The sequence below is a fragment of the uncultured Senegalimassilia sp. genome (assembly GCF_934630535.1).
GTDB lineage: Bacteria > Actinomycetota > Coriobacteriia > Coriobacteriales > Eggerthellaceae > Senegalimassilia.
In genome coordinates, this window is the sequence record NZ_CAKTVU010000001.1 from 54,629 (window position 1) to 74,859 (window position 20,231).

The window sequence follows — 20,231 nt, forward strand, 5'->3', positions numbered from 1 at the left end:
GAGATGGGAAAGCCCGGAGCATTTTTGGAACACGGCCGCTGCGCCCATAGCCTGCGTCCCGTGCAAGAGCGAACCCGCGATTTCGATGAGCTGTACGAGCCGGTGCCGGAGGAGCGGACGCGTGAGCAGGCAAGCCGCTGCATGGCATGCGGCGTGGCGTTTTGCCAGGTGGGAGCGCCGTTCGGGAAGGCAAGGCCTTCCGGTTGCCCGCTGCACAACCTGATTCCCGAGTGGAACGACCTGGTGTGGCGCGGCCAGTGGGAACAGGCGGCCGAGCGCTTGGCGCTGACCAGCCCCATGCCCGAGTTCACCAGCCGCGTGTGCCCGGCCTTGTGCGAGGCGGCGTGCAACCTTGCCCGCAACGACGAGGCGGAGACCATCCACGACAACGAGCGCGCCATCTCCGATTGGCAGTGGGCCCATGGCGGGCCGCGCCGCTTCGAGCCGGCGAGCCCGGATGCGCCGAGCGTCGCCGTGGTGGGCTCGGGCCCGGCGGGCCTGGTGGCCGCTTGGGACCTGGCGCGCCGCGGGGCGCGCGTGTGCGTGGTCGAGCGCCACGACCGCGCTGGCGGCCTGCTCATGTACGGCATCCCGAACATGAAGCTGGATAAGTCGGTGGTCAAGCGCCGTGTGGACCTGATGGCCGAGCTGGGCATCGAGTTCCGTCTGGGCGTCGACGCGGCCGATGCCGACGTGGCCGCGGGTCTGGCTGCGGAGTTCGACGCCGTGGTGGTTGCCGCGGGCGCCTGCAAGGCGCGCGGCGTGAACGCCGAAGGCTTCGACGCCGGCATCGCCGCGGGGGACGTGGTGTACGCGGTGGATTACCTGACCGAGCAGACGCGCTCGTTGCTCGAGGATCGCAAGCCCGCCATCAGCGCCGAAGGCAAGGACGTGGTGGTCATCGGCGGCGGCGACACGGGCAACGACTGCATGGGCACCGCGGTGCGCCAGGGCGCGCGCACGGTTCGCCAGCTGGAATATGGTCCGCGTGCGCCGAAGGAGCGCGCGGCGTCGAACCTGTGGCCCGAATGGCCCAACGTCGCCAAGACCGACTACGGTCAGGAGGAAGCTATCGCGCTGCAGGGCGATGACCTGCGCGAATGGTGCGCCGACACGCAGAAAGTGCTGCTGGATGACGCCGGGCATGTGCGCGGTCTGCAGGTGCGCTCGTTCGATTGGTCGGCCGGCAAGCCCGAGCCCGTGGAAGGCTCCGAGCGTGAGGTCGATGCGCAACTGGTGCTGGTGGCCTGCGGCTTCGCGGGCCCGGAGGGCGGCGTGTTCGACGCGTTCGGCGTGCCGCTGGCAACGCAGGGCCGCCCGCTTCCGGTGATGGCGGCCGGCGATTCGCATCGCGCCCTGCGCGCCGCCGCGGGCAAGGATGATGCCGCCGTGTACGTTGCCGGCGATGCCCGTACGGGCAGCAGCCTGGTGGTCAACGCCATGGCCGACGCCCTCAAATGCGCAGCCGAGGTAGCTGGCGACCTGGGATTGTAGGGAGCTGACGGTAGCGAGTCTAGTGCTAGGGAGCAGGCTTCGGGGAAGCGGGCGGTTTGCCGCCGGCTTCCCCATTTGGTGCCTATGCCATGGCGAAGTTGGTCGAATATCGGATGCATAGTTGCGCTTCTTTGATTCGTGCAATAGCATATTCAGTTACTGCTAATCACAACGAAATCGGAGTCGCATGTCTCGTAGCCAAGCCATCTCACGCATCCTCTTCATCTGCCACGGCAACATCTGCAGGTAAAGGGAGAAGCGCCAGGTCAGAAGGCGAAAAACAAGCTACTAGATTATCAATTTACTACTGATTTACATTTTTTCGGAGTCCAAACACGACAATATAGCTGTTCACGGTGGCAGTCTTGCTTTTCCCATTCGAGCTGCCACCGTTTGAGACAAGGACTTTGATTTTGATACCGCGTTTACTACGCGACAAGATGCGTTCGATACATCCGAACTCCAATTATTCGATTTGAACCCAATCGAAAAGAAACCCCATGCTATAGTGGCATCACCACAACTGCACCTTACTTTGTGAGGGGCGCACAACCGCATAAGCGTAATCACTGACCAGGAAGGCATCTGCCTGTTCTTGGGTGATTCGCTTATGCGCGCCTTTGCAGTTGTGGTGACTGTGGCGGATGCCTTCCTCATCACGACACTTCACGAAGACCTCCCCGCAGTATAGTGTCGGCTCATTGAGCGCGGAGGTGTCATCATGGCAAGTAAAGCACCAAAATGTTGTCCTTCATGCGGGGAAACGCAAGGTTGGAAAGCCGTAGATCAATCAAATAAAGGGTTTTCGGTTGGGAAGGCTGCGGCTGGTGCTGTTCTTCTCGGCCCGGTTGGGCTAGTCGGTGGCGCTTTAGGCAAGAGAACCGCCACGTATTATTGCCAAAAATGCGGTTTTCGCAATGACTACAAACCGAACTAAGGGGTCACGATGAAAGAAAAAGTGATTGCGATTGCTTTTACGTTGGTGATCCTCCTTGGCCTGGGTGGCTGCATTAGCGCTTGTTCAGGCGGTAGCAGCAACTCAAGTAGTTCAAGTTCAAGTTCAAGTTCAAGTGATTCCAGCAGTTCTTCGTTGAGCAAGGACGAACAAGGCAGAAGAGCCGCAGAGAACGAGGCCAGCCACTATCACTACGACAAGTCTGGTCACATATACGATGACCGCAAATAATAAGGGACGAGCCGTTGTAGAACTGCTTGTTTGACGCATGCTTTAGCCAGTTGCTTAACGGCTGAACGATATCGAGCATCATGCATGCGTGCTTCAAGAGGTGTCCTGGCGCTTGAGCGGCTCATTGCGTCTGTTTGGTTTTGTTGCACAACAAAATGGCAAAAACCAATGATAGCGTCAGTAAGCAATGGGGCGCATCAGTTGGAAGTTGCTTGGTGCTGCGCGTATCTGTTTCGGGGAAAGGCGAGGATAATCAATGAAGAAATCAATTGTGTTGGTAACTGCGTGTGTGATGCTTGCTGTCTCCCTCGTTGGCTGTGCTGGTGGTGCGATCAATGAGGCAAGTAGAGCAATTAATGCCATCGGGGAAGTTTCTCTTCAGTCAGGAGAGGCGATTGAGTCTGCTCAGGCGAAATACGATGCCTTGACTGATGAGGAGAAAACGAAGGTGGAGAATTACGACAAGCTGCAAAGTGCGGAAAAGGAATTTACGCAGCAACTTTACTCTGCAACAAAGAAAGAAATTGAGACTGCTGACAAATTAGCGGGCAATTATTTCACTCAGTACTACGATGCGAAGAGCTTTGATGCTGCTAGAGATGACGCTGAGGCTGTGCTGAACTCTTCGGATGAGGAACGATATTCCGAGGCTTATTCGGAATTAAAGGCAGAGAATGAAAGCCTTCAGTCGTATATCGACGGGGAAACAGCAAAATCCTATAGCATAACGACCGATTTGGACGATGAATGCCCCTTTATGATTGATGAGGAGCATCTCCCGTCCCAATGGCTTTTCTCGCCTATTGTCATGCAGACATCGTCCCACCCCACAAACGTTGTCAGCATGAAGAAAGCGACTGACTTGCCGACATATATCTATTTGTATATCAATGGCTCTTCTCGAGACTATACCTATGCGTTAAGCCAGGTTCCGACTAAAGAGATTAACGTGCAAGACAAAAATGGCGAGATCAAGACTGCGCTTGTGAACACTGAGGTTAGCTTCGCGGCGGCTTTCGACCAGGCTGTTAATCGCGATCCCAGCAAGGAACTCAATGAGAGGCCGGGCTATTTCTTTGTTGACAAGAACGGCTATATCGTTTTGGCCTTGCCGAATTACGACGGTGAAGACCACTATGTCTTGTATACGTCTCGCGGTTAAATGACTGTGACTTGGCCGCGAAGTAAAACGCTGCAGGTGTGGCGATGCGGCATCTGCAGGTGAATAGTAAAATACCAGGTCATAAGCTAAAAGAAAGCTGATAGAGAAGCTATTTACTACTGATTTACGCATTTTGAGTCAAAACTCAACATATCGTTTTGCAACAGCAGCGTTGAATTGGCAGGGTTGGCCCCGCTTGGAGTTATCGCTAGTCATCTTGGCACGAGCGTTTTTCGCGGGGAAGCAATCAGTGTTGCTGAGCATCGGTTCTGTATAGGACTGTTCTAAGGGAAGAAAGGGACAGCAGTGAGGAAGATACTTGCGTTAGCAATCATATGTACGGTGCTAATTGCCCCTCTTACCGGCTGTGCTGGTAGTCCGGTCAATGAGGCAAGCGATGCGATCAATGCTATCGGGAAAGTCTCTCTTCAATCGGGGGAAGCTATTGAAGCCGCTCAGGCTAAGTATGATGCTTTAAGCGATGAAGAGAAGGGTAAGGTAGAGAATTACAGCAAGCTGCAGAATGCGACCTCGGAATATCAAGAGCTTCTTATTGAGAAAGATTGCTTTAACCTAATTGAGTCGAGCTACCTGGAGGCGCAGAAGGTCGAACCGGATCGTTCGTCAGCTTCTGAGATGGGGATTAGCATATCAGAAGGGGTATCAGACGAATTGTCGAAACTCGCTTCGTTTGACGATTCGGCTATTGCAAACAAGGACTTCAGGGAACTATTCGGCAGATATAAGCAATCACTGCAATCTCAGATAGACGGTCTTTCCGATTTTCCAAATAACCCTTCTGCTTACAATGAAGCATATCTTGACCAGGGAAAGGTTGTTCAAAACGATTGCCTGGCAACGTTCGAATCCAGTTATGGTTTAGCTCTGAGCGCTGATTACGGGTCGAGCAAGCTTAACAAGATGGGCGTTATCGGTACGCCGTATTCCATCGATACCGAAAAGGGAAAAGTTGTAATGACCGTTGAAGGGTTTTCTGTTACTAGCAAAGATACCGAGACGGTTCGCCAAGTTGGAATGGCAAATGATTCCCAAGAATGTGGTTTCCTTCTTTGCGTCATCAACAACGCTTCGCATCCTGTCTCGGATGAGTATTCGGGCCGTCTCCGATTTGACGAGCTTGGTATTGTTGCCTCTTTAGACGGAGTTCAATTGGCAACGGTTGACGGCTCACTTCGATATCCCGGCTACGAATGTGGCGGTGCAGGCGTTTTGGGCATCTATAACGGATCTGAAGTTAAAGTTGGCGAAACAAAACGAATCTCAATCCCCTACGTTGTTGATTCTGGCGCTAAGGAGGTTCTTGTCAGTTTGAAATCGGGCGAGTTTTTAATTGTCCCGATTGTTCGGTAGGGGGCTGCTAAATGAACGTGAATAGGGAAACTCGGAGTAAGGGACGCGTCAGAATTATTGTCACATCCGTGGGCGCGGTACTGCTGTTAATGTCAGTGCTTTGTTTATCTGCTTGTAACCATAGCGAATCAGCTGATGGGGAGGCTTGGCCACAAGGCGGATTGCTTGATATGGTTCCCGTCGGAGCTGGGACATGCCTCGATACCTTCGAGAACGCCGATGACGCCTATGTGTCATTCAAGGGGGACGAAGAGAGGTTTAAAAGCTATCTAGACGAATGCTCTCAGATGGGTTTTACCGTCGATACCAAATTGAACGGGCATAATTACGATGCATACGATTCTGAGGGATATAGCGTGCGGATTGTCTATTTCGATAGCGGCAAAGATGCGCCTTTCGTCTCCGTTCATTTATACAGGCCGAAAGCGAGCGGAGCCTTGAATTGGCCGACACAAGGTTCCGCCGCTTTGCTACCCAGCCCAAACAAAACAAAAGGCAGTATTTCGATTGACGATAGCGAGCACTTTAGGGCTTATGTTGGTGAAATGAGCCGCGAAGAGTATGACGCCTATGTCGAGGATTGCATGAAAAAAGGATTCAATGTTGACTACTCCAAAGGGGAGAGCTTCAGCGCGAAGGATTCTAAGGGAAATGAACTAGCTCTATGGTATGAGGGCTTTCAAACAATGTATGTTGACCTGAGCGTAGCTTCTGGGACATCAGGCGCAGCTTCAGGCGATGTATCTGCTTTGAAGAAAGAGGAATCTGCGAGCCAAAAAGAGAACGTCTCCTCGGACTTTCCTTCACGGAAAGATGAGAAAACTAGCAAATCAGATTCGGGTTCAAAGTTGAACAAGGACGATATCGAGAAGGTTGCAGTTACGGAGCTCTACGCGAGATTGCAAGAATTGGCCGAAATCTATACGAATCTAGAACCTGGGCCTTGCAAATACAAAATCGGTAGCATAGAGCGCAGCTCGATTCTGAACGAATGGGAGGTTAACGGCACTGTGTACTACGTCGATAAATTCGGCAGCTCGATGAAGTGCACCGGTGGCTATTCGATGTCGTTCACCGTTTATGTGGACGATTATGGAAACGCAACTTGCAACGGCTTCTGATCTTGTTTGAGCGAAGACGCCTCGACTGGAAACCCAATAAAAGGGAAGTTGTTTGAAGTGGAGAAAAGAGCAGGGCGCATATCGGCAATTGACCTTTCGCTTGCAGCGGCGCTGTTATTGCTGGTGCTGCCTGTGCGCTTGCAGTTCAAATGATTCGAGTGACGCTCCATTTTCGCAAGGAGGGGTAGCTTGGCCGCGAGGTGGATTGCTTAACATGCTTCCCGTTGGTTCAAGTTGTTGTTTCTCTTCGACTGAAAACGATGTTTTTGCTGATGTTAAATTTCTGGCAAACAGAAGCGAGTTCAACTCTAAGCGGCTACCGTTTGTTTGCAAGCTATAAGGGCTATCAAACCATGCTCATGAGGTGACGGTTGAAAAGCAGTAGTTTGCTGTGCTGAGCTAAACCGCATCTTGCCGTGTTGGAGATATCGAACCTGCTTCAGAGTTTAAATGACCCCCGAATTGCACAATGTTTATCGATTCGGGGGTCTTCTGCTGGTATCTCATGTGGGGTTCGACCGTCATTCTGCTAAGGATGCCTCTATGGGCTTAGCGTGCTATCAAGATGTTCTGCTGTTTGCCCAGTTCATCGAGGAATAATTGCGTTCAGACCGTTTAGCACGCATAGATGCGTCTTGTGTATCCGCAGCTTTAAACCTCCCTGAGATGCTTTTATATATACCTCTTATTATTCTTGTTTAAATATATAAGCGGTCTAAACGTTCTAAAGCCACCTTACCTGGGAAAACTGCAGAACAGATGCATTATGTAGGCGTTTTCGCCATGCTATTGCGTTCTGCGCACGTACATGCGCGAACCATTCGAGCTGATAGTTTGCAGCTCTTCATGTGCGCATAGCTTTCTTGAGAAGCTGCTTATCGGCATCGAATCGCAGCAGTTCTTAGCACACCAGCTTACGTACGACTCGTATACGCCCTTGTTTGTTTTACCTTCAAATTTGCCAAAAGATGGCTTTACATCCGAGATGAAGGCTCGAACGGGGTCATTGTCCCTAACGATATTGAATCTCATGGTGTCTGACTGCTTGTTAGGGGTCAAGCCAAGGTTTTTACGGCATCTGCGCAGGGCGTTTATGCCTTGCACGATAGCGTATTCGATACATTCCTCTTCGCAAAGCTTCTGCTTGAGGTGCGGATCGTACTCTTTGTCGTTCGGCGTAAATCTCGCGGAAAGCGGAATCGGATGCGTGCGTCTCTCGAAGCCATATGACCCGTCTGCGAAGCGTGGCAGCTCGTTGCAGGAGTATATGAGCGTAGCGCACGGAGTGAACTCAAAAGTCGCGCTGCCCTTGTATTGATCGCTTACGGCTTCGCCTGTAACGAACTTCTTCAGCACTGAGCATGCTTGGTTACCAACGTGATCATTCGAAATATCGTCCCCGATGAGAGCGAGCTTTCCGATGGCTGGCACAAGCTGAAACTTCTCGCCTAGTGCATGGATTGGCAAAGAGAAATAATTTTCGTTACCAAGTAGACACTTCAGCGTCTCGAGAATGGTGCTTTTCCCATTTGCTCCCGAGCCTTGAAGAAGAATCATTCGGGAAACCTCGTGGCCTCTATACATAGCCAATCCGAACATCTCCCAAAGGTTAGCGAGAACGGCCTCATCGTTTTGGGCGATTCTGGCGAATGCCTCATCTACTAGCTGTGAATGAGCGCCTGGATTCCAATTGTGCGGAATCTCGTTCAGGAGCATCAGCTCTCCGCTGTTCGCAACTAGCTCAAGCGTATCGATGTTGAGAATGCCGTTTTTGAAGCGGATGTATTTCTCATCGGCTTGCTTCTTGCGCGGGGCCATCAAGGATAGATACCTCATCACCTCGTTTCTCGTGTAGGTGCTGGCATCTTTTTGAATCCCGATTATCGTTCTGTAAATGTTGTCCTGCCCTAGTGCGTATCTTCCATCAATCTTGATTGCTGGAATGCCCTCAACGAAGCAAACGTCATAGTCGTTAATGAGGATGTCAGCTATTTCGTCATGACGAAGTTTGATCTGCTTTCTTTGGTCGGCTACCTTTACGCTATCAAGGAAGCTGTCGATGCTCGCGTTAGCGTTTACTTCGGTATATAGAAGCGATTGGGTGTTTCCTTTTCGTTCAGCTCCAGCCAGTCGGGTTAAGCGGGATGGGTTTTTGTTTGCCTGGTCGCAGGCGCTGCCGTACTTCTGCTCTAGGCAGCTGTACAGCATGGACACGCGTTTTTTGTATTCTGTGGCGTTTTTTGCATCGATCTTAACGATTGTGTGAATCGATTTATTTCCTGAGTCGGCCATCGTCTGGATAGGCAGCCCCGAGTCGAGCATGCGGTTAATCTGCTCATCCTTTGGAATGTCATCGTATTCGACAAGAGCGTTACGGAACGCTTTCACGTCCTTGTTCTTACGCCCATCAAAACTCATCGGGTTAACGTGAAATAAGATGCCTGCTTCCTTGTTGTAGTCTGGAAATACATCGTCCAGTGATGAGGCTTTATGAAGGTCGCGGATGACGGAGCACGCGGGTTTTGTCTCGGGCTTTCCCGTTGGCGCCCATTTGCCATCATCTGTTTTGCTGAACTTCGTGACGAATACAATGAAGTCGTCAGACGCAAACAGTGATTCAAGTTGTTGCGCAGCTTGCTCGGGCGCGGGTAGATTTTCCTCCACTTTCACTGGCTTTTCCTTTTGCTTGCGACCGGTTCCCATGGGCTTACCTGACCTCATGCTAAGGACGCTTCGGGTGATTTGGGAAACCTCGTTGTCGCTCATGGGCGGCATACAGCGTTCTGCGTTCGCCTTCTTGAGAAGCGCAGCGATGTCCTCCTTGTTTTTGCGGTCTCGTTTAAGTGTTACTCCATATTTGAAGATAGTGGTGTTGCGCTCACCTTCCATGATAATTTCGGGTAGCTCAAACTGGGCGCTTTGATTATTAGCCATGCTTGTCATTCCTTTCGTACATGTTTACTGTTCTAGCGATTCGTAGCAGCGTTTCTGCCATATTTGCTATTCGAGAAATCATCTGATCCCATCCTGTTGGTTGTCTTTTTGAGAGGTAGATTCCGTTTCGTTGGATCCTTCTCAGGTGTTGAATAGCGATTAGCTCGATGAAATCGTTGTCCACCTCCTTGCTCGTTAATCATCGTGGTTACATGCTATATGCTGCAATTAACGATAATCGGGTACATTATCGGGACAAATTATTAATTTGAGAGGAGAGGCATTGTCGATTAGATTTTTCGCAGCTGAGCCAGGGGAGCGTTATGACTTGGACGCAATAAGAAACGCGCCGAAGGGTTATTCCTTAGAAGAAGTTATTCGTCAGATGGGATATTCCGATGTCGAGCGATTGATTAATGCCGCTACGAATCAGGAATTCCTTGAGATCGCTGAGCAATATGCCTTCTTTGTCGGGTTAGAGGCTCCGGAGCTTGAGTGCGACATTGAGGCGGATGCAGAGCAAGAAGCGACAGAGCGTTATAAAAGGAGGTTTTATAACTCGCTTGGTTATATAGATTTGAGAACGCATATGCAATTCGCTATTGCGCTAAACGAGCTTCTTAAAAAGGAGGTCATTGACGTTGATGATTTGCGCGAGGTGGAGATATTTGCTGCCGAGCCTGCGAAAGGCCATAAGGAAATGCTGAAAGAGATGGGGAGGTTGACCAATGTGGCGCGAAGCGTTGCAGGGATGGCTGACCCTCTGGCGGTAGATTGCGAGAAGAATCGTACTGCATTCACCAAGACGCGCTATAGATGCATCCTCGGCTCGTGTTACGCGGGCAGTCCATATGCCGAGCATCTTAAACAGGGGATGCTTCATGCGTCAAAACAGGACGGCTTAGCTTTCGGTCTTGTTGAAGTTGGGGAGGGATTCATGTTCGATATAGTTAACGACCATTTTTCGGATTCGCCTTCCGGATATAGGGAGGCGGTTTCTAAGGCGTTTGAGACGCTGTTCAGAATCAATCTGTGGGATATGGTTCTAACGATGAAGGATGGTTGCCTTACGCTGGCCCCGCGCTCCGTTTATTCGGCGTTCTGGTATCAGCTCGCAAGAGGGATTGAAGGAGGAAGAGCGATGAAATGCGAGGCATGCGGGAAGCCGTTGATAGCTTTTGACGAGAGGGGGATGAAGCGGAAATACTGTTCAGAGGCGTGTAAGAAATGGGCGCATCGGCATCCTGGAGAAAAACGTCCAATGAGACGATAGTGCTATATGAAGTCTAAAAAACAAATGTTTCTTTGACTTTCTTTATCTTCGGTATTTCCCCTGGTGACGAAGTCTAATAAAATAGTCTAAAAAGAAAGGGGAGATAGTGAAGATCGGATATGGGAGAATCAGTACCGATAAGGAAGCTCAGAAGTTTGATCGCCAGGAAGACCAGCTGAAGGATGCTGGATGCGAGCGCATCTACCTTGAGCGCGTGAGCGGCACATCGAAAAGCAAGCCTGAATTGGAGAAGTTGATAAAAGAGCTTAAAAGCGGTGACGAACTTGTTTGCGTCTCAATTGACCGGTTGGGTCGCTCGACTCAGCAAGTTCTCTCCCTTGTGAACACGCTTGACGAGATGGGCGTTGGGCTGACGAGTTTGAAAGAAGGGTTTCAAGCCAATACTCCGCAGGGGAAATTCTTTCTTACTATTGTTGCTGCTTTCTCTGAGCTTGAGGTTGAGATGTGCCGCAGTCGTGTGAAGGACGGGCTTGAAGCAGCTAGGAGAAGGGGAAAGAAGCTCGGCAGGCCGCGCAAGGATATGGATACGGCAATAAAGATGTGGCAATCGAAGGACTACTCGATCAACGAGATATGCTCTGCCGTTGGCTGCACGAAACAAACCCTGTACAACGCAATTAAGCGAGAGGGAGCGACTAGGGATTAGTTGCCTCCTTGGCAGAAGACTTTCGTCTATATGCTTATCAAATAACGCACCATATGAAGCTATAAGCCTCGATAAGATTGCGGATGGGTAAATACTCGTCCTGAAGCAAAACGCGCTTTCTAGCCCCCAAAACGTGCGATTTAAGCCTTATATCCCGACATTTGAAGTGGCAACGGAGCGCTTATGACGGACGGTATGGCAATGCTGCAGCCTGTGAAAACAGGTGGATTTTGCGGTAATTGGCATCTCTGATTTCTTCAAAGGCCATTTGGTTTTGCCGCGCGAATTAATTACCGCGTTTTGTTCATATGCCACGAGTCTTACTACAATAGGCCTTGTCGTGTTTGGACTCCATTAAGAAGGAGGCAAACACATGAGTAGGAAAGATTCCAAAGGTCGCAATCTTCACTATGGTGAAGGACAACGCTCTGATGGCCGCTACTCCTTTCGCTACAAAGATGCAAAGGGGAAGAATCGCACTGTCTACTCTTGGACATTGACAATTCATGACCAAACGCCAGAGGGGAAACGCCCAGGAATGTGCTTGCGTCAGATGGAGAAGCAGATTCAAAAGGACTTATTCGATCGCGTTACGGAAACGAACATGACCGTTCTTGAGCTTGCCGAGAAATACATTGAGACGAAAACAGCGGTACGGATGACAACGCTAGCCGGATATAAAACGCTGTTGAATTTTCTTTCGCAAGACGATTTCGGTGCAAGGCGAATTACGGACGTGACAACCTTGGAGGCGAAGCATTGGATTATTCATTTGCAAAGGGATTGCGGCAAAGGCTACAGCACCATTCACAGTTTCCGAGGTGTTCTGCGCCCGGCATTTCAGCTTGCTGAGGACGATGACCTGATTAGGAGAAATCCGTTCTCATTTGAGCTGGCAACTATTGTGATCAATGACTCGGTTCCAAGAATTGCTCTGACAAAGAACCAGGAGCGAAGGTTTCTTGAGTTTGTTGAGTCGGACAAGCACTACTCTCGGTATTTCGAGGAGTTCTATATTCTGTTCAACACCGGATTGCGCATTTCGGAGTTCTGCGGTTTGACTGATGCGGACTTTGATTTCAAAGAAAAGAGCATCCGTATCGATCGGCAGCTGATGCGATCCTCGAAGATGCAGTATTACCTAGAACCGCCGAAAACTGAATGCGGCACGCGCTTCCTCCCTATGAACAAACGGGTTGAAAGCTGCATCCATCTGATGCTCGATAAGCGAAAGGCGGGATGCGAGAGTTTTAAGGTCGATGGCGTGAGCGGCTTTCTTTCGTTTGATAAGAACGGAAGGCCAAGGGTGGCTCTGCATTGGGAGAATTACCTGAAATATGCTGTTGAGAAGTACAACAGCCTTTATAAAGATGCGCTTCCGAAGATAACTCCGCATGTGTGTCGGCATACGTATTGCAGCAAAATGGCAAGGAATGGCATGAGTCCCGTGCGCTTGAAGTACCTCATGGGGCACTCGGACATTAGCGTTACGTACAACATTTACACGCATATTGGCTTTGAAGATGTTAAAAATGAAGTGCTGAAATCGTAAAACCCCAGGTCAAACCGTGTGTAAAAATGAGCCGAAAATCGCCGATTTGTACATTATTTACACATTCCGCCAGCTATTTTCGAGCGAAATTCAAGGTCAAGGAAGCTGAGATTGGTGTTGCGGGGAAGGGCTTCGGACTTCGAGCCGATTGGGATTCGCGAAGACTGATCGTGTGATTATCGGTTCGTGTTCGTTTAGTGGCGTTGCCTGTTGACCCGCTTTCGAACGAAGCCTTGTTTTGGATAGTATTTGGCCCTTGATAAGGGCAAAGGCCTTCTCCGTTCGATGCCTATGCTGTGGCGAAGTTAGCCGAATATCGGATGCATTATTGCGCTTCCTTGATTCGTGCAATAGCATATTCAGCTACTGCTAATCACAACGAAATCGGAGTCGCATGTCTCGTAGCCAAGCCACCTCACGCATCCTCTTCATCTGCCACGGCAATATCTGCAGGTCGACCATGGCCCAGTTCGTGATGCAGGACCTGGTGAACAAGGCAGGGCTGGCCGACGTCCTGTTCATCGATTCCGCCGCCACCACCAACGACGAGATCGGGCATCCGCCGCATCACGGCACGGTCGACAAGCTCAAGCAGGTTGGCGTGCCGGTGCTGCCGCATCGCGCCCGCAAGGTCCGCGCCGACGAGTACGACGAGTGGGACCTGTTCGTGTATATGGATGACGAGAACGAGCGCCATCTGAGCCGCATCTTCGGAAGCGACCCTGAAACGAAGTGCGTGCGCTTGCTCGCGTTCGCTCCTGGCGCGGGGCTGGTTGACGAGGGCGGGAAGGCTCTTCCCGATGCGCAGGACGCCCGCGTGATCGCGCAGGCCGGCGCAAACGCCGCCGACGTTGCCGACCCCTGGTTCACCGGCAACTTCGACGACACCTATCGCGACGTGCTGGCCGGCTGCAAAGGCCTCCTGACCTGGTGTCAAGCGCAATAACATACGCTCGTTAAACGGGGCCGCCGGCAGATATGCCAGCGGCCCCGCGAACGTTTTCGACGTTTCGTGCCCCAAAACGCGAGTTTTCCGAAATCGCACCGAAGTCCTTCGTTACCAACAAGGCGTTTATAACCGAAATCATGTCGTTCGTTACGATTTCGCCAGAAGTCGCCTCGTTTAACGATAAAACGAGGCCTTCCCGTTTTGGAAAACTCGCAATCCGAGACATCATTCTCCAAAAAGCTTCCAAACCCACCCTTCCAAACTAGTGGATTGACTCTGGTTTGGAAGGGTTTTTCGCTTCGAGTTGCTTGCCTTATGCTCGTTGCTTGCCGGTGAAGCGGTCGATGTCGATGCAGTAGATGTTTGCGCGGGCGAGCGCCTGGTCGGTGAAGTCGGTCGAGGCTTCGGGTGCCAGGTGCTGCATGATGCGCGTGAGGCCGTAGCGCTTCGCTTCGATCCCCTGGATGCGATGGATGGTGCCCGTTCCCATGATGGAGCGGTATGCGTACGAATACGCGCAGGCGTACGTGCCCGTGATCAGGCCTTCCTGCACGTCCATCTCGATCGCCACGCGCGGTTCCCGATTGAACGCGTCCACCTTGCGGCCAACGCCGGCCGAGTGCACCCACAGCGCCAGGCGCGGCGCGTCGGCGTCGATCTCCTCGGGGTCGGCCCAGTCGTAGCCGAAGCTCATGGGCACGATGAACGGCCCTTCCTCGTCCATGCATGCGATGCGCACCGTCTGGCAAGCCTCGACTACCGCATGCAGCTGCGTGGTGCTGCGAAGCTGACGGCCCGCCTGCCGCATGGGGCGATGCGAAACGGGCATGGCGGCCTGCGCTGCGGCGCCGGCCCGGGTCATGCCGGCAGCCTGCTGCGCCTGTGCGGCCTGCGCCATGGCGGCCGCCTGCGCCGCAGCGGCGGCCTGCTGCATTTGCGCGGCCTGCGGTTGCGGCACCGCGCCCTCGGGATAGATGGCGGGGATATTCTGCAAATCCATGAGTGCTCCTGGGTTCGGGCGTTTTCGTTACCCCTATGGTACGGCGTGCCGTTGCGTTCGGTTGCCGCAATCCGCCGTTGCGCCAACATCACACGAGTTTCCCTACTCCTGTTCTACTTGCCATAGAACAGGAGTAGGGAAACTGTTATAATGCGGCTATAACAGCAGTTTCAGGGGGAATCCAGCGTCAAAGGGCAAAAGCGAGGGAAAGGAGCGGATCTTGTTCGTGCGAATAGACCAAACGCTCGATGTGCCGTTGTACCAACAGCTTCGCAACGAGATCGTTCGCGGCATAGCGCAGGAAGAGCTTGCTCCGGGCGATGCGCTGCCGAGCGTGCGCGCTCTGGCGTCGGATCTGGGCATCAACCTGCACACCGTCAACAAGGCGTACGCGTTGCTGCGCGACGAGGGCTATGTGGAGATGAAGGGTCGCAAAGGCGCGTTCGTGGCGCAGCCGGCAGCGGCGGCGGGCACGGCGGCGGCACGAGAGCGGTTGTCTAGGGATATCCACCAACTCGCGCTAGCTTTCAAAGCTTCCGGGGGCACGCGCGAAGTGTTCGAACAGCAGGTAAAAGGCCAGCTAAATGAAGTGTTCTGCGAAAAGGAATAGGGGGTTAGGATATGGAATCCGCCGATATGCAGCTTGTTATGTTCGCGTTGATCGCCACCATCCCGCTTGTTGGGGCGATGATGGCGATCACCCCGCTTTTGCAGCCTAGCGGGCAGGCGTTCTCCGTTTCGGTGCCCGAGGTCGCGCAAGACGATCCGAGCATTCGCTCCCTGAAGCATCGCTTCGTTGCGATTATCGCGGCGTTTACGATGGTCCTTACCTTGGCGGCAATCGTCTTTTGCCTGATGGGGAGCTTAAAAGCGGTAATGGCGCTCGTCGTGGTCGGTTCGCTTGCCCCGCTTGCGCTGGGCTACGGGCTTATCGTGCGCTATCGCCGGCATGTCCAGGCGCTTAAACGCGAACGCGGCTGGCAGGCTAGCACGCAGCAGCGCGTTGCGGCGATCGGGGAGGGCGCCGAGGATGCGCCGCGGGCGATCTCGTTGGCGTGGAATTGGCTGTATGCGCCGGTGATTTTGCTGACCATCGTCGTTGCCGTCGCCGGCTACCCGGTCATGCCCGCCCAGATTCCCATGCATGTCGACCTTTCGGGTGCCGTTACCGATGTCGCGGCGAAAAGCCCGGCGGTTGCCGCGTTTCCCATAGCGCTCGAGCTGTTTTTGGTCGGCTGCTTCGTGTTCTCCCATTGGACGGTGCTGCGCTCGAAAAAGGGAACGGAGCCGGGCAATCCGGCGAGCTCCGCATGGGCGTACGGGATGTTCGCCCATGCGCAAACCGTGTTTCTGCTGGTAGGCGGGCTGGCGATCACGGCGGTATGCGGGCTTCTCATCGAGCTTTCCATGATCGGCGTGCTGCCGATAACGGGAGCGGTGGCCGCCATCGTCGTGGTGGCGATGTTGGTAGCGGCGGGTAGCGTCATCCTCAATGCGGTGTACGGCCAGTCCGGCTCGCGGGTGTTTCGCATGCAGCGGTCCAGCATGCTTTTGGCCGACGATGATGCATACTGGAAGCTGGGCCTTTTTTATTACAACCCTGGCGATGCCAGCCTGTTTTTGCCGCAGCGTTCTGGTTTCGGCTGGACGGTGAATTGGGCGCGCCCGGCTGCATGGGCCGTGATGGCGGGCTTTGCCGTGGCAACCGCCCTATTCGTGGTGCTATGCGTGGCGATGGTCGATTGATCGCAATGTCGCGGATAGGTGCCCTTTCGGGGCTGGTTTCCCGTCCGCAGGCGTCGAGAGGCGAAGGATAAGACGAAGGAGATGGCGAACATGGTGCTGCCCGAGAACGTAGAAGGTTTCCAAAACGGGGCGGATTCCGGCAGTGCGGCCCAGGCGGGAGGTGCGGCGCCGGTGGCGAGCGCGTCGCGAACCGACCGCGGCGCCATGCCTCGGAAGGCGGCGTCGGCAGATTCGCCCGCTGGCCTGCGCGGCTCCCATGCGCACACCAGGCCGCTTGCCGGTTGCGCGGATGCGCCGTCCGCGTCCCCCTCGCTAGACGCCCCTGCGCTTTGCGCGCTGGTCACGGGCGCGACGGGCGGCATCGGCCGCGAGCTGTGCGCGCAGCTGGCTCGCGAATGCGGGACGTTGGCCCTGGTGGGGCGCGATCGGGGTAAGCTTGAGGAGCTGGCGAAGGACCTGGTCGAGCGCCTCGACGTCGACACGCGCGTTTTCGTCGCCGACTTTGCGCAACCGGGCGCCGTCGATGCGCTGGTGTCGCAGGTGCAGGCGGCGAACCTGCAGGTGGAGACGCTCGTGAACAACGCCGGCTTCGGCTACGACGCCCCGTTCGCGGAAAGCAGCCTGGAACGTCAGCGCGCGCTCGTGCAAACCAACGACATGGCGCTCATGGAGCTTTGCCACGCGTTCGCGCCCGGCATGGCGGCGCGCGGGCACGGCGGCATCCTCAACGTGGCCAGCGTTGCCGGGTTCGTTCCCGGGCCGTATATGTCCACGTACTACGCCTCGAAGGCGTTCGTCCAGTCGTTCTCAAGCGCGTTGCATATGGAGCTGCGCCCGCACGGCGTGCACGTGACCGCGTTGTGCCCCGGGCCTGTTCGCACGCCGTTTTGGGACAACGCCGACGCCGGCGGCACGGTGCTGGCGCGCATGACCATCAGCGCACCGCGCGTGGCCCGCGCTGCCATCCGGGCCCTGGGCTGCAACCGTCTGCTGTGCTGCCCGGGTGTGCTGGCGAAGCTCATCGTGTTCGGCAGCCGTTTCGTTCCGCGCACCTGGGCCGCCGCTGCGGCCGCGGCCCTGCAAAAACCGAAAAGGTAGCGTTTCGGCGCCGTCGTCGCTGCGGCTGCGGCGCTAGCAGTCGCGTAGGTTCTTTGCGAGTTGCTTATCGAAGGTGCGGACGGGTTCCTGCTGCAAGACGTTGCGCGCCACTAGCGTGCAGTCCACGAAATCGAGCGAGCTTATAGCGTACATTCGTAAGGCGGCGCGCTTAATATCCTCGTCGTAGACATATACGTCATCAAGCAGGTTTTCAACAGCGGTATCGATTTCTGCCCGCGAGATCTTGTATACGCCTTGCAACACATACACCACTTCGGCAATAGCTTCCATGTACATGCAAGCGCCTTCGATGATCCATTGCTTTGCTTGCTTCGCCTGCGCTTCGTCGTCCCAAAGCAAGTAGCGCAAGGCGACATTTGCATCGATGGTGCTAGCCATGGTGCTTCTCCGCAACGGCGGCAGCCCATGCGTTTGCTTCTTGTGCACGCTTTTCGGGGTCGGCATATCGAGCAAGGCACCCTGCGCCATGCAGTGTTGCCGCGTTTGGCTTCGGGCGAGCGGGCCGAGCGGAAGGATCGGTCATCTCGTCAAGCAGCGTGGCGCTATCAAGCTGAATGCTTTTCGCCAGAAAGCGCCTAACGGCTTCCGCCGGAGATGATCCGCGAGATTTGAACAGCGCCTCTGCGCGCTGCTTCGTTTCTGCGTCCATTCGCACTTGCAAGACGGCATCCATGGGCATAGCAAGCTCCTTTTGCAATACATCGTATTACATAGTAGTATACAACTTAAGGAAGGCGCGCTGCAAGTTAGGTTGTTGAAGGATGGCTCTGATAGAATGGGAAGGAACGCCAATGGGCGAAAACGAAAAAGCCCGGCGGCACCGGGCTTAACTATCCATAGCGCAATCACGCCCGCCTCGGTTATCCTTCCGGGCTTGATGTGCGCCCGCAGCATAGCATGGAGCGGTTGGACTTGCTAAGCGTCCACCTGCTCGACAAGAAAGGCAACACGCATGGCAGAGTTCATCTACCAAATGTACAAGGCGCGCAAGGCGCACGGTGACAAGGTCATCCTCGACGATGTCACCCTGTCGTTCTACCCCGGCGCGAAGATCGGCGTGGTGGGCCCGAACGGCATGGGCAAGTCCACGCTGCTCAAGATCATGGCCGGCATCGAGGAGGTCAGCAACGGCGACGCTCGCCTGACCCCCGGCTATTCGGTGGGCATCCTGCAGCAGGAGCCGCCGCTGGACGAGGACAAGACCGTCCTGGAGAACATCGAGATGGCGTTCGCCGACGTGAAGGCCAACATCGCCCGCTTCAACGAGATCGGCACGCTCATGGGCGAGCCCGACGCCGACTTCGACGCGCTCATGGAGGAGATGGGCAAGCTGCAGGACGCCATCGACGCGGCCAACGGCTGGGATTTGGACAGCCAGCTGTCCCAGGCTATGGACGCGCTGCAGTGCCCCGATCCCGACATGCCGGTCAACGTGCTCTCCGGCGGCGAGCGTCGTCGCGTGGCTCTGTGCCGCCTGCTGCTCGAGGCGCCCGACCTGCTGCTTCTCGACGAGCCCACCAACCACCTGGACGCCGAGTCCGTGCTGTGGCTTGAGAAGTTCCTGCACAAGTACCCCGGCGCCGTGCTGGCCGTCACGCACGATCGCTACTTCCTGGACAACGTGGCCGAGTGGATTTGCGAGGTCGACCGCGGCAGCCTGTACCCCTACAAGGGCAACTACTCCACGTACCTGGAGACCAAGGCCGCGCGTATGGCGGGCCAGAAGCAGCGCGATGAGAAGCTGCAGAAGCGCCTGGCCAGCGAGCTCGAGTGGGTCCGCAGTTCCCCGAAGGCGCGTCAGGCGAAAAGCCGCGCCCGTCTGGAGCGCTACGACCAGATGGCCGCCGAGGCCGCGCAGTCCAAGAAGCTCGACTTCACCGAGATCCAGATCCCGGCCGGCCCGCGCCTGGGCGCCGAGGTCCTCAAGGTCGAGCATCTGCACAAGCAGTTCGGCGACCGCGTGCTCATGGATGACCTGTCCTTCGAGCTGCCGCGCAACGGCATCGTCGGCGTGATCGGCCCCAACGGCGTGGGTAAATCCACCCTGTTCAAGATGATCATGGGCATCGAGCAGCCCACCTCCGGCAGCCTGAAGCTCGGCGAGACCGTGAAGGTTTCCTATGTCGACCAGGGCCGTGCGGGCATCGATGGCGACAAGAACGTGTGGGAAGTCGTCTCCGGCGGCCTGGATTACATGATGGTCTGCGAAACCGAGGTTCCCAGCCGCGCATACGTGGCCAGCTTCGGCTTCAAGGGCTCCGACCAGCAGAAGCCCGCGGGCGTGCTCTCCGGCGGCGAGCGCAATCGTCTGAACCTGGCGCTGACGCTCAAGCAGGGCGGCAACCTGCTGCTGCTCGACGAGCCCACCAACGACCTGGACGTGGAAACGCTGTCCAGCCTGGAGGAGGCGCTGCTGCGCTTCCCGGGCTGCGCCGTGGTGACCAGCCACGACCGTATGTTCCTCGACCGCGTTGCCACGCACATCCTGGCGTGGGAGGGCACCGATGAGAACCCGGGCAACTGGCACTGGTTCGAGGGCAACTTCGAGAGCTACCAGAAGAACCGCGTCGAGCGCCTGGGCGAGGAGGCCGCAAAGCCCCACCGCCTGCACCGCAAGCTGACCAGGGATTAAGCCAAGCGCACAAACGCGAGCGAAC

General features: G+C 54.9%; 16 protein-coding genes. 13 read left to right on the top strand and 3 right to left on the bottom strand.

The window, feature by feature from the left end; all coding sequences use genetic code 11:
• Nucleotides 1-3: 3 nt before the first annotated feature.
• From Q0D52_RS00205 to Q0D52_RS00225, 5 genes are all read left to right on the top strand, one after another.
• On the top strand, nucleotides 4-1,494 hold the full coding sequence (locus tag Q0D52_RS00205; protein WP_294379319.1) for a glutamate synthase subunit beta: 1,491 nt from the start codon (nucleotides 4-6) through the stop codon (nucleotides 1,492-1,494).
• A gap of 946 nt (nucleotides 1,495-2,440) precedes the next feature.
• Complete coding sequence (locus Q0D52_RS00210; protein ID WP_294379321.1) at nucleotides 2,441-2,680, top strand: hypothetical protein; 240 nt, start codon at nucleotides 2,441-2,443, stop codon at nucleotides 2,678-2,680.
• 256 nt (nucleotides 2,681-2,936) lie between these two features.
• The gene (locus Q0D52_RS00215) at nucleotides 2,937-3,842 is read left to right on the top strand and encodes a hypothetical protein (RefSeq protein WP_294379323.1); all 906 of its coding nucleotides are present in this window, start codon (nucleotides 2,937-2,939) and stop codon (nucleotides 3,840-3,842) included.
• 306 nt (nucleotides 3,843-4,148) lie between these two features.
• Nucleotides 4,149-5,213, top strand: a complete 1,065-nt coding sequence (locus tag Q0D52_RS00220; RefSeq protein ID WP_294379325.1) for a hypothetical protein — start codon at nucleotides 4,149-4,151, stop codon at nucleotides 5,211-5,213.
• Between the two features lie 11 nt (nucleotides 5,214-5,224).
• The gene (locus Q0D52_RS00225) at nucleotides 5,225-6,334 is read left to right on the top strand and encodes a DUF6591 domain-containing protein (RefSeq protein ID WP_294379327.1); all 1,110 of its coding nucleotides are present in this window, start codon (nucleotides 5,225-5,227) and stop codon (nucleotides 6,332-6,334) included.
• Between the two features lie 786 nt (nucleotides 6,335-7,120).
• Here the strand turns inward: Q0D52_RS00225 and Q0D52_RS00230 are convergent.
• Nucleotides 7,121-9,268: a phage/plasmid primase, P4 family gene (locus tag Q0D52_RS00230; protein ID WP_294379329.1), complete on the bottom strand. Its 2,148-nt coding sequence runs from the start codon at nucleotides 9,266-9,268 to the stop codon at nucleotides 7,121-7,123.
• 283 nt (nucleotides 9,269-9,551) lie between these two features.
• Between Q0D52_RS00230 and Q0D52_RS00235 the strand changes: the two genes are divergently transcribed.
• From Q0D52_RS00235 to Q0D52_RS00250, 4 genes are all read left to right on the top strand, one after another.
• Nucleotides 9,552-10,541, top strand: coding sequence for a hypothetical protein (locus Q0D52_RS00235; RefSeq protein WP_294379336.1), 990 nt, complete (start codon nucleotides 9,552-9,554; stop codon nucleotides 10,539-10,541).
• Nucleotides 10,542-10,647: 106 nt separating this feature from the next.
• Nucleotides 10,648-11,208, top strand: a complete 561-nt coding sequence (locus Q0D52_RS00240) for a recombinase family protein (RefSeq protein ID WP_294379338.1) — start codon at nucleotides 10,648-10,650, stop codon at nucleotides 11,206-11,208.
• Nucleotides 11,209-11,581: 373 nt separating this feature from the next.
• Complete coding sequence (locus Q0D52_RS00245; RefSeq protein ID WP_294379340.1) at nucleotides 11,582-12,760, top strand: site-specific integrase; 1,179 nt, start codon at nucleotides 11,582-11,584, stop codon at nucleotides 12,758-12,760.
• A 394-nt stretch (nucleotides 12,761-13,154) separates the two neighbouring features.
• Nucleotides 13,155-13,706, top strand: coding sequence for a low molecular weight protein-tyrosine-phosphatase (locus Q0D52_RS00250; RefSeq protein WP_294379342.1), 552 nt, complete (start codon nucleotides 13,155-13,157; stop codon nucleotides 13,704-13,706).
• A 316-nt stretch (nucleotides 13,707-14,022) separates the two neighbouring features.
• On the opposite strand, the gene Q0D52_RS00255 is transcribed toward Q0D52_RS00250, so the two are convergent.
• On the bottom strand, nucleotides 14,023-14,709 hold the full coding sequence (locus Q0D52_RS00255; RefSeq protein ID WP_294379343.1) for a pyridoxamine 5'-phosphate oxidase family protein: 687 nt from the start codon (nucleotides 14,707-14,709) through the stop codon (nucleotides 14,023-14,025).
• A 226-nt stretch (nucleotides 14,710-14,935) separates the two neighbouring features.
• Between Q0D52_RS00255 and Q0D52_RS00260 the strand changes: the two genes are divergently transcribed.
• From Q0D52_RS00260 to Q0D52_RS00270, 3 genes are all read left to right on the top strand, one after another.
• Nucleotides 14,936-15,319 (top strand): GntR family transcriptional regulator, encoded by a 384-nt coding sequence (locus tag Q0D52_RS00260; protein ID WP_294379775.1) that lies wholly within the window; start codon nucleotides 14,936-14,938, stop codon nucleotides 15,317-15,319.
• An 11-nt stretch (nucleotides 15,320-15,330) separates the two neighbouring features.
• On the top strand, nucleotides 15,331-16,455 hold the full coding sequence (locus Q0D52_RS00265) for a DUF1648 domain-containing protein (RefSeq protein ID WP_294379345.1): 1,125 nt from the start codon (nucleotides 15,331-15,333) through the stop codon (nucleotides 16,453-16,455).
• An 81-nt stretch (nucleotides 16,456-16,536) separates the two neighbouring features.
• The gene (locus Q0D52_RS00270) at nucleotides 16,537-17,553 is read left to right on the top strand and encodes an SDR family oxidoreductase (RefSeq protein ID WP_294379347.1); all 1,017 of its coding nucleotides are present in this window, start codon (nucleotides 16,537-16,539) and stop codon (nucleotides 17,551-17,553) included.
• Between the two features lie 33 nt (nucleotides 17,554-17,586).
• On the opposite strand, the gene Q0D52_RS00275 is transcribed toward Q0D52_RS00270, so the two are convergent.
• On the bottom strand, nucleotides 17,587-18,000 hold the full coding sequence (locus tag Q0D52_RS00275) for a PIN domain-containing protein (protein WP_294379349.1): 414 nt from the start codon (nucleotides 17,998-18,000) through the stop codon (nucleotides 17,587-17,589).
• 526 nt (nucleotides 18,001-18,526) lie between these two features.
• Here Q0D52_RS00275 and ettA point away from each other — a divergent pair.
• Complete coding sequence (ettA, locus tag Q0D52_RS00280; protein ID WP_294361302.1) at nucleotides 18,527-20,206, top strand: energy-dependent translational throttle protein EttA; 1,680 nt, start codon at nucleotides 18,527-18,529, stop codon at nucleotides 20,204-20,206.
• Nucleotides 20,207-20,231 lie beyond the last annotated feature (25 nt).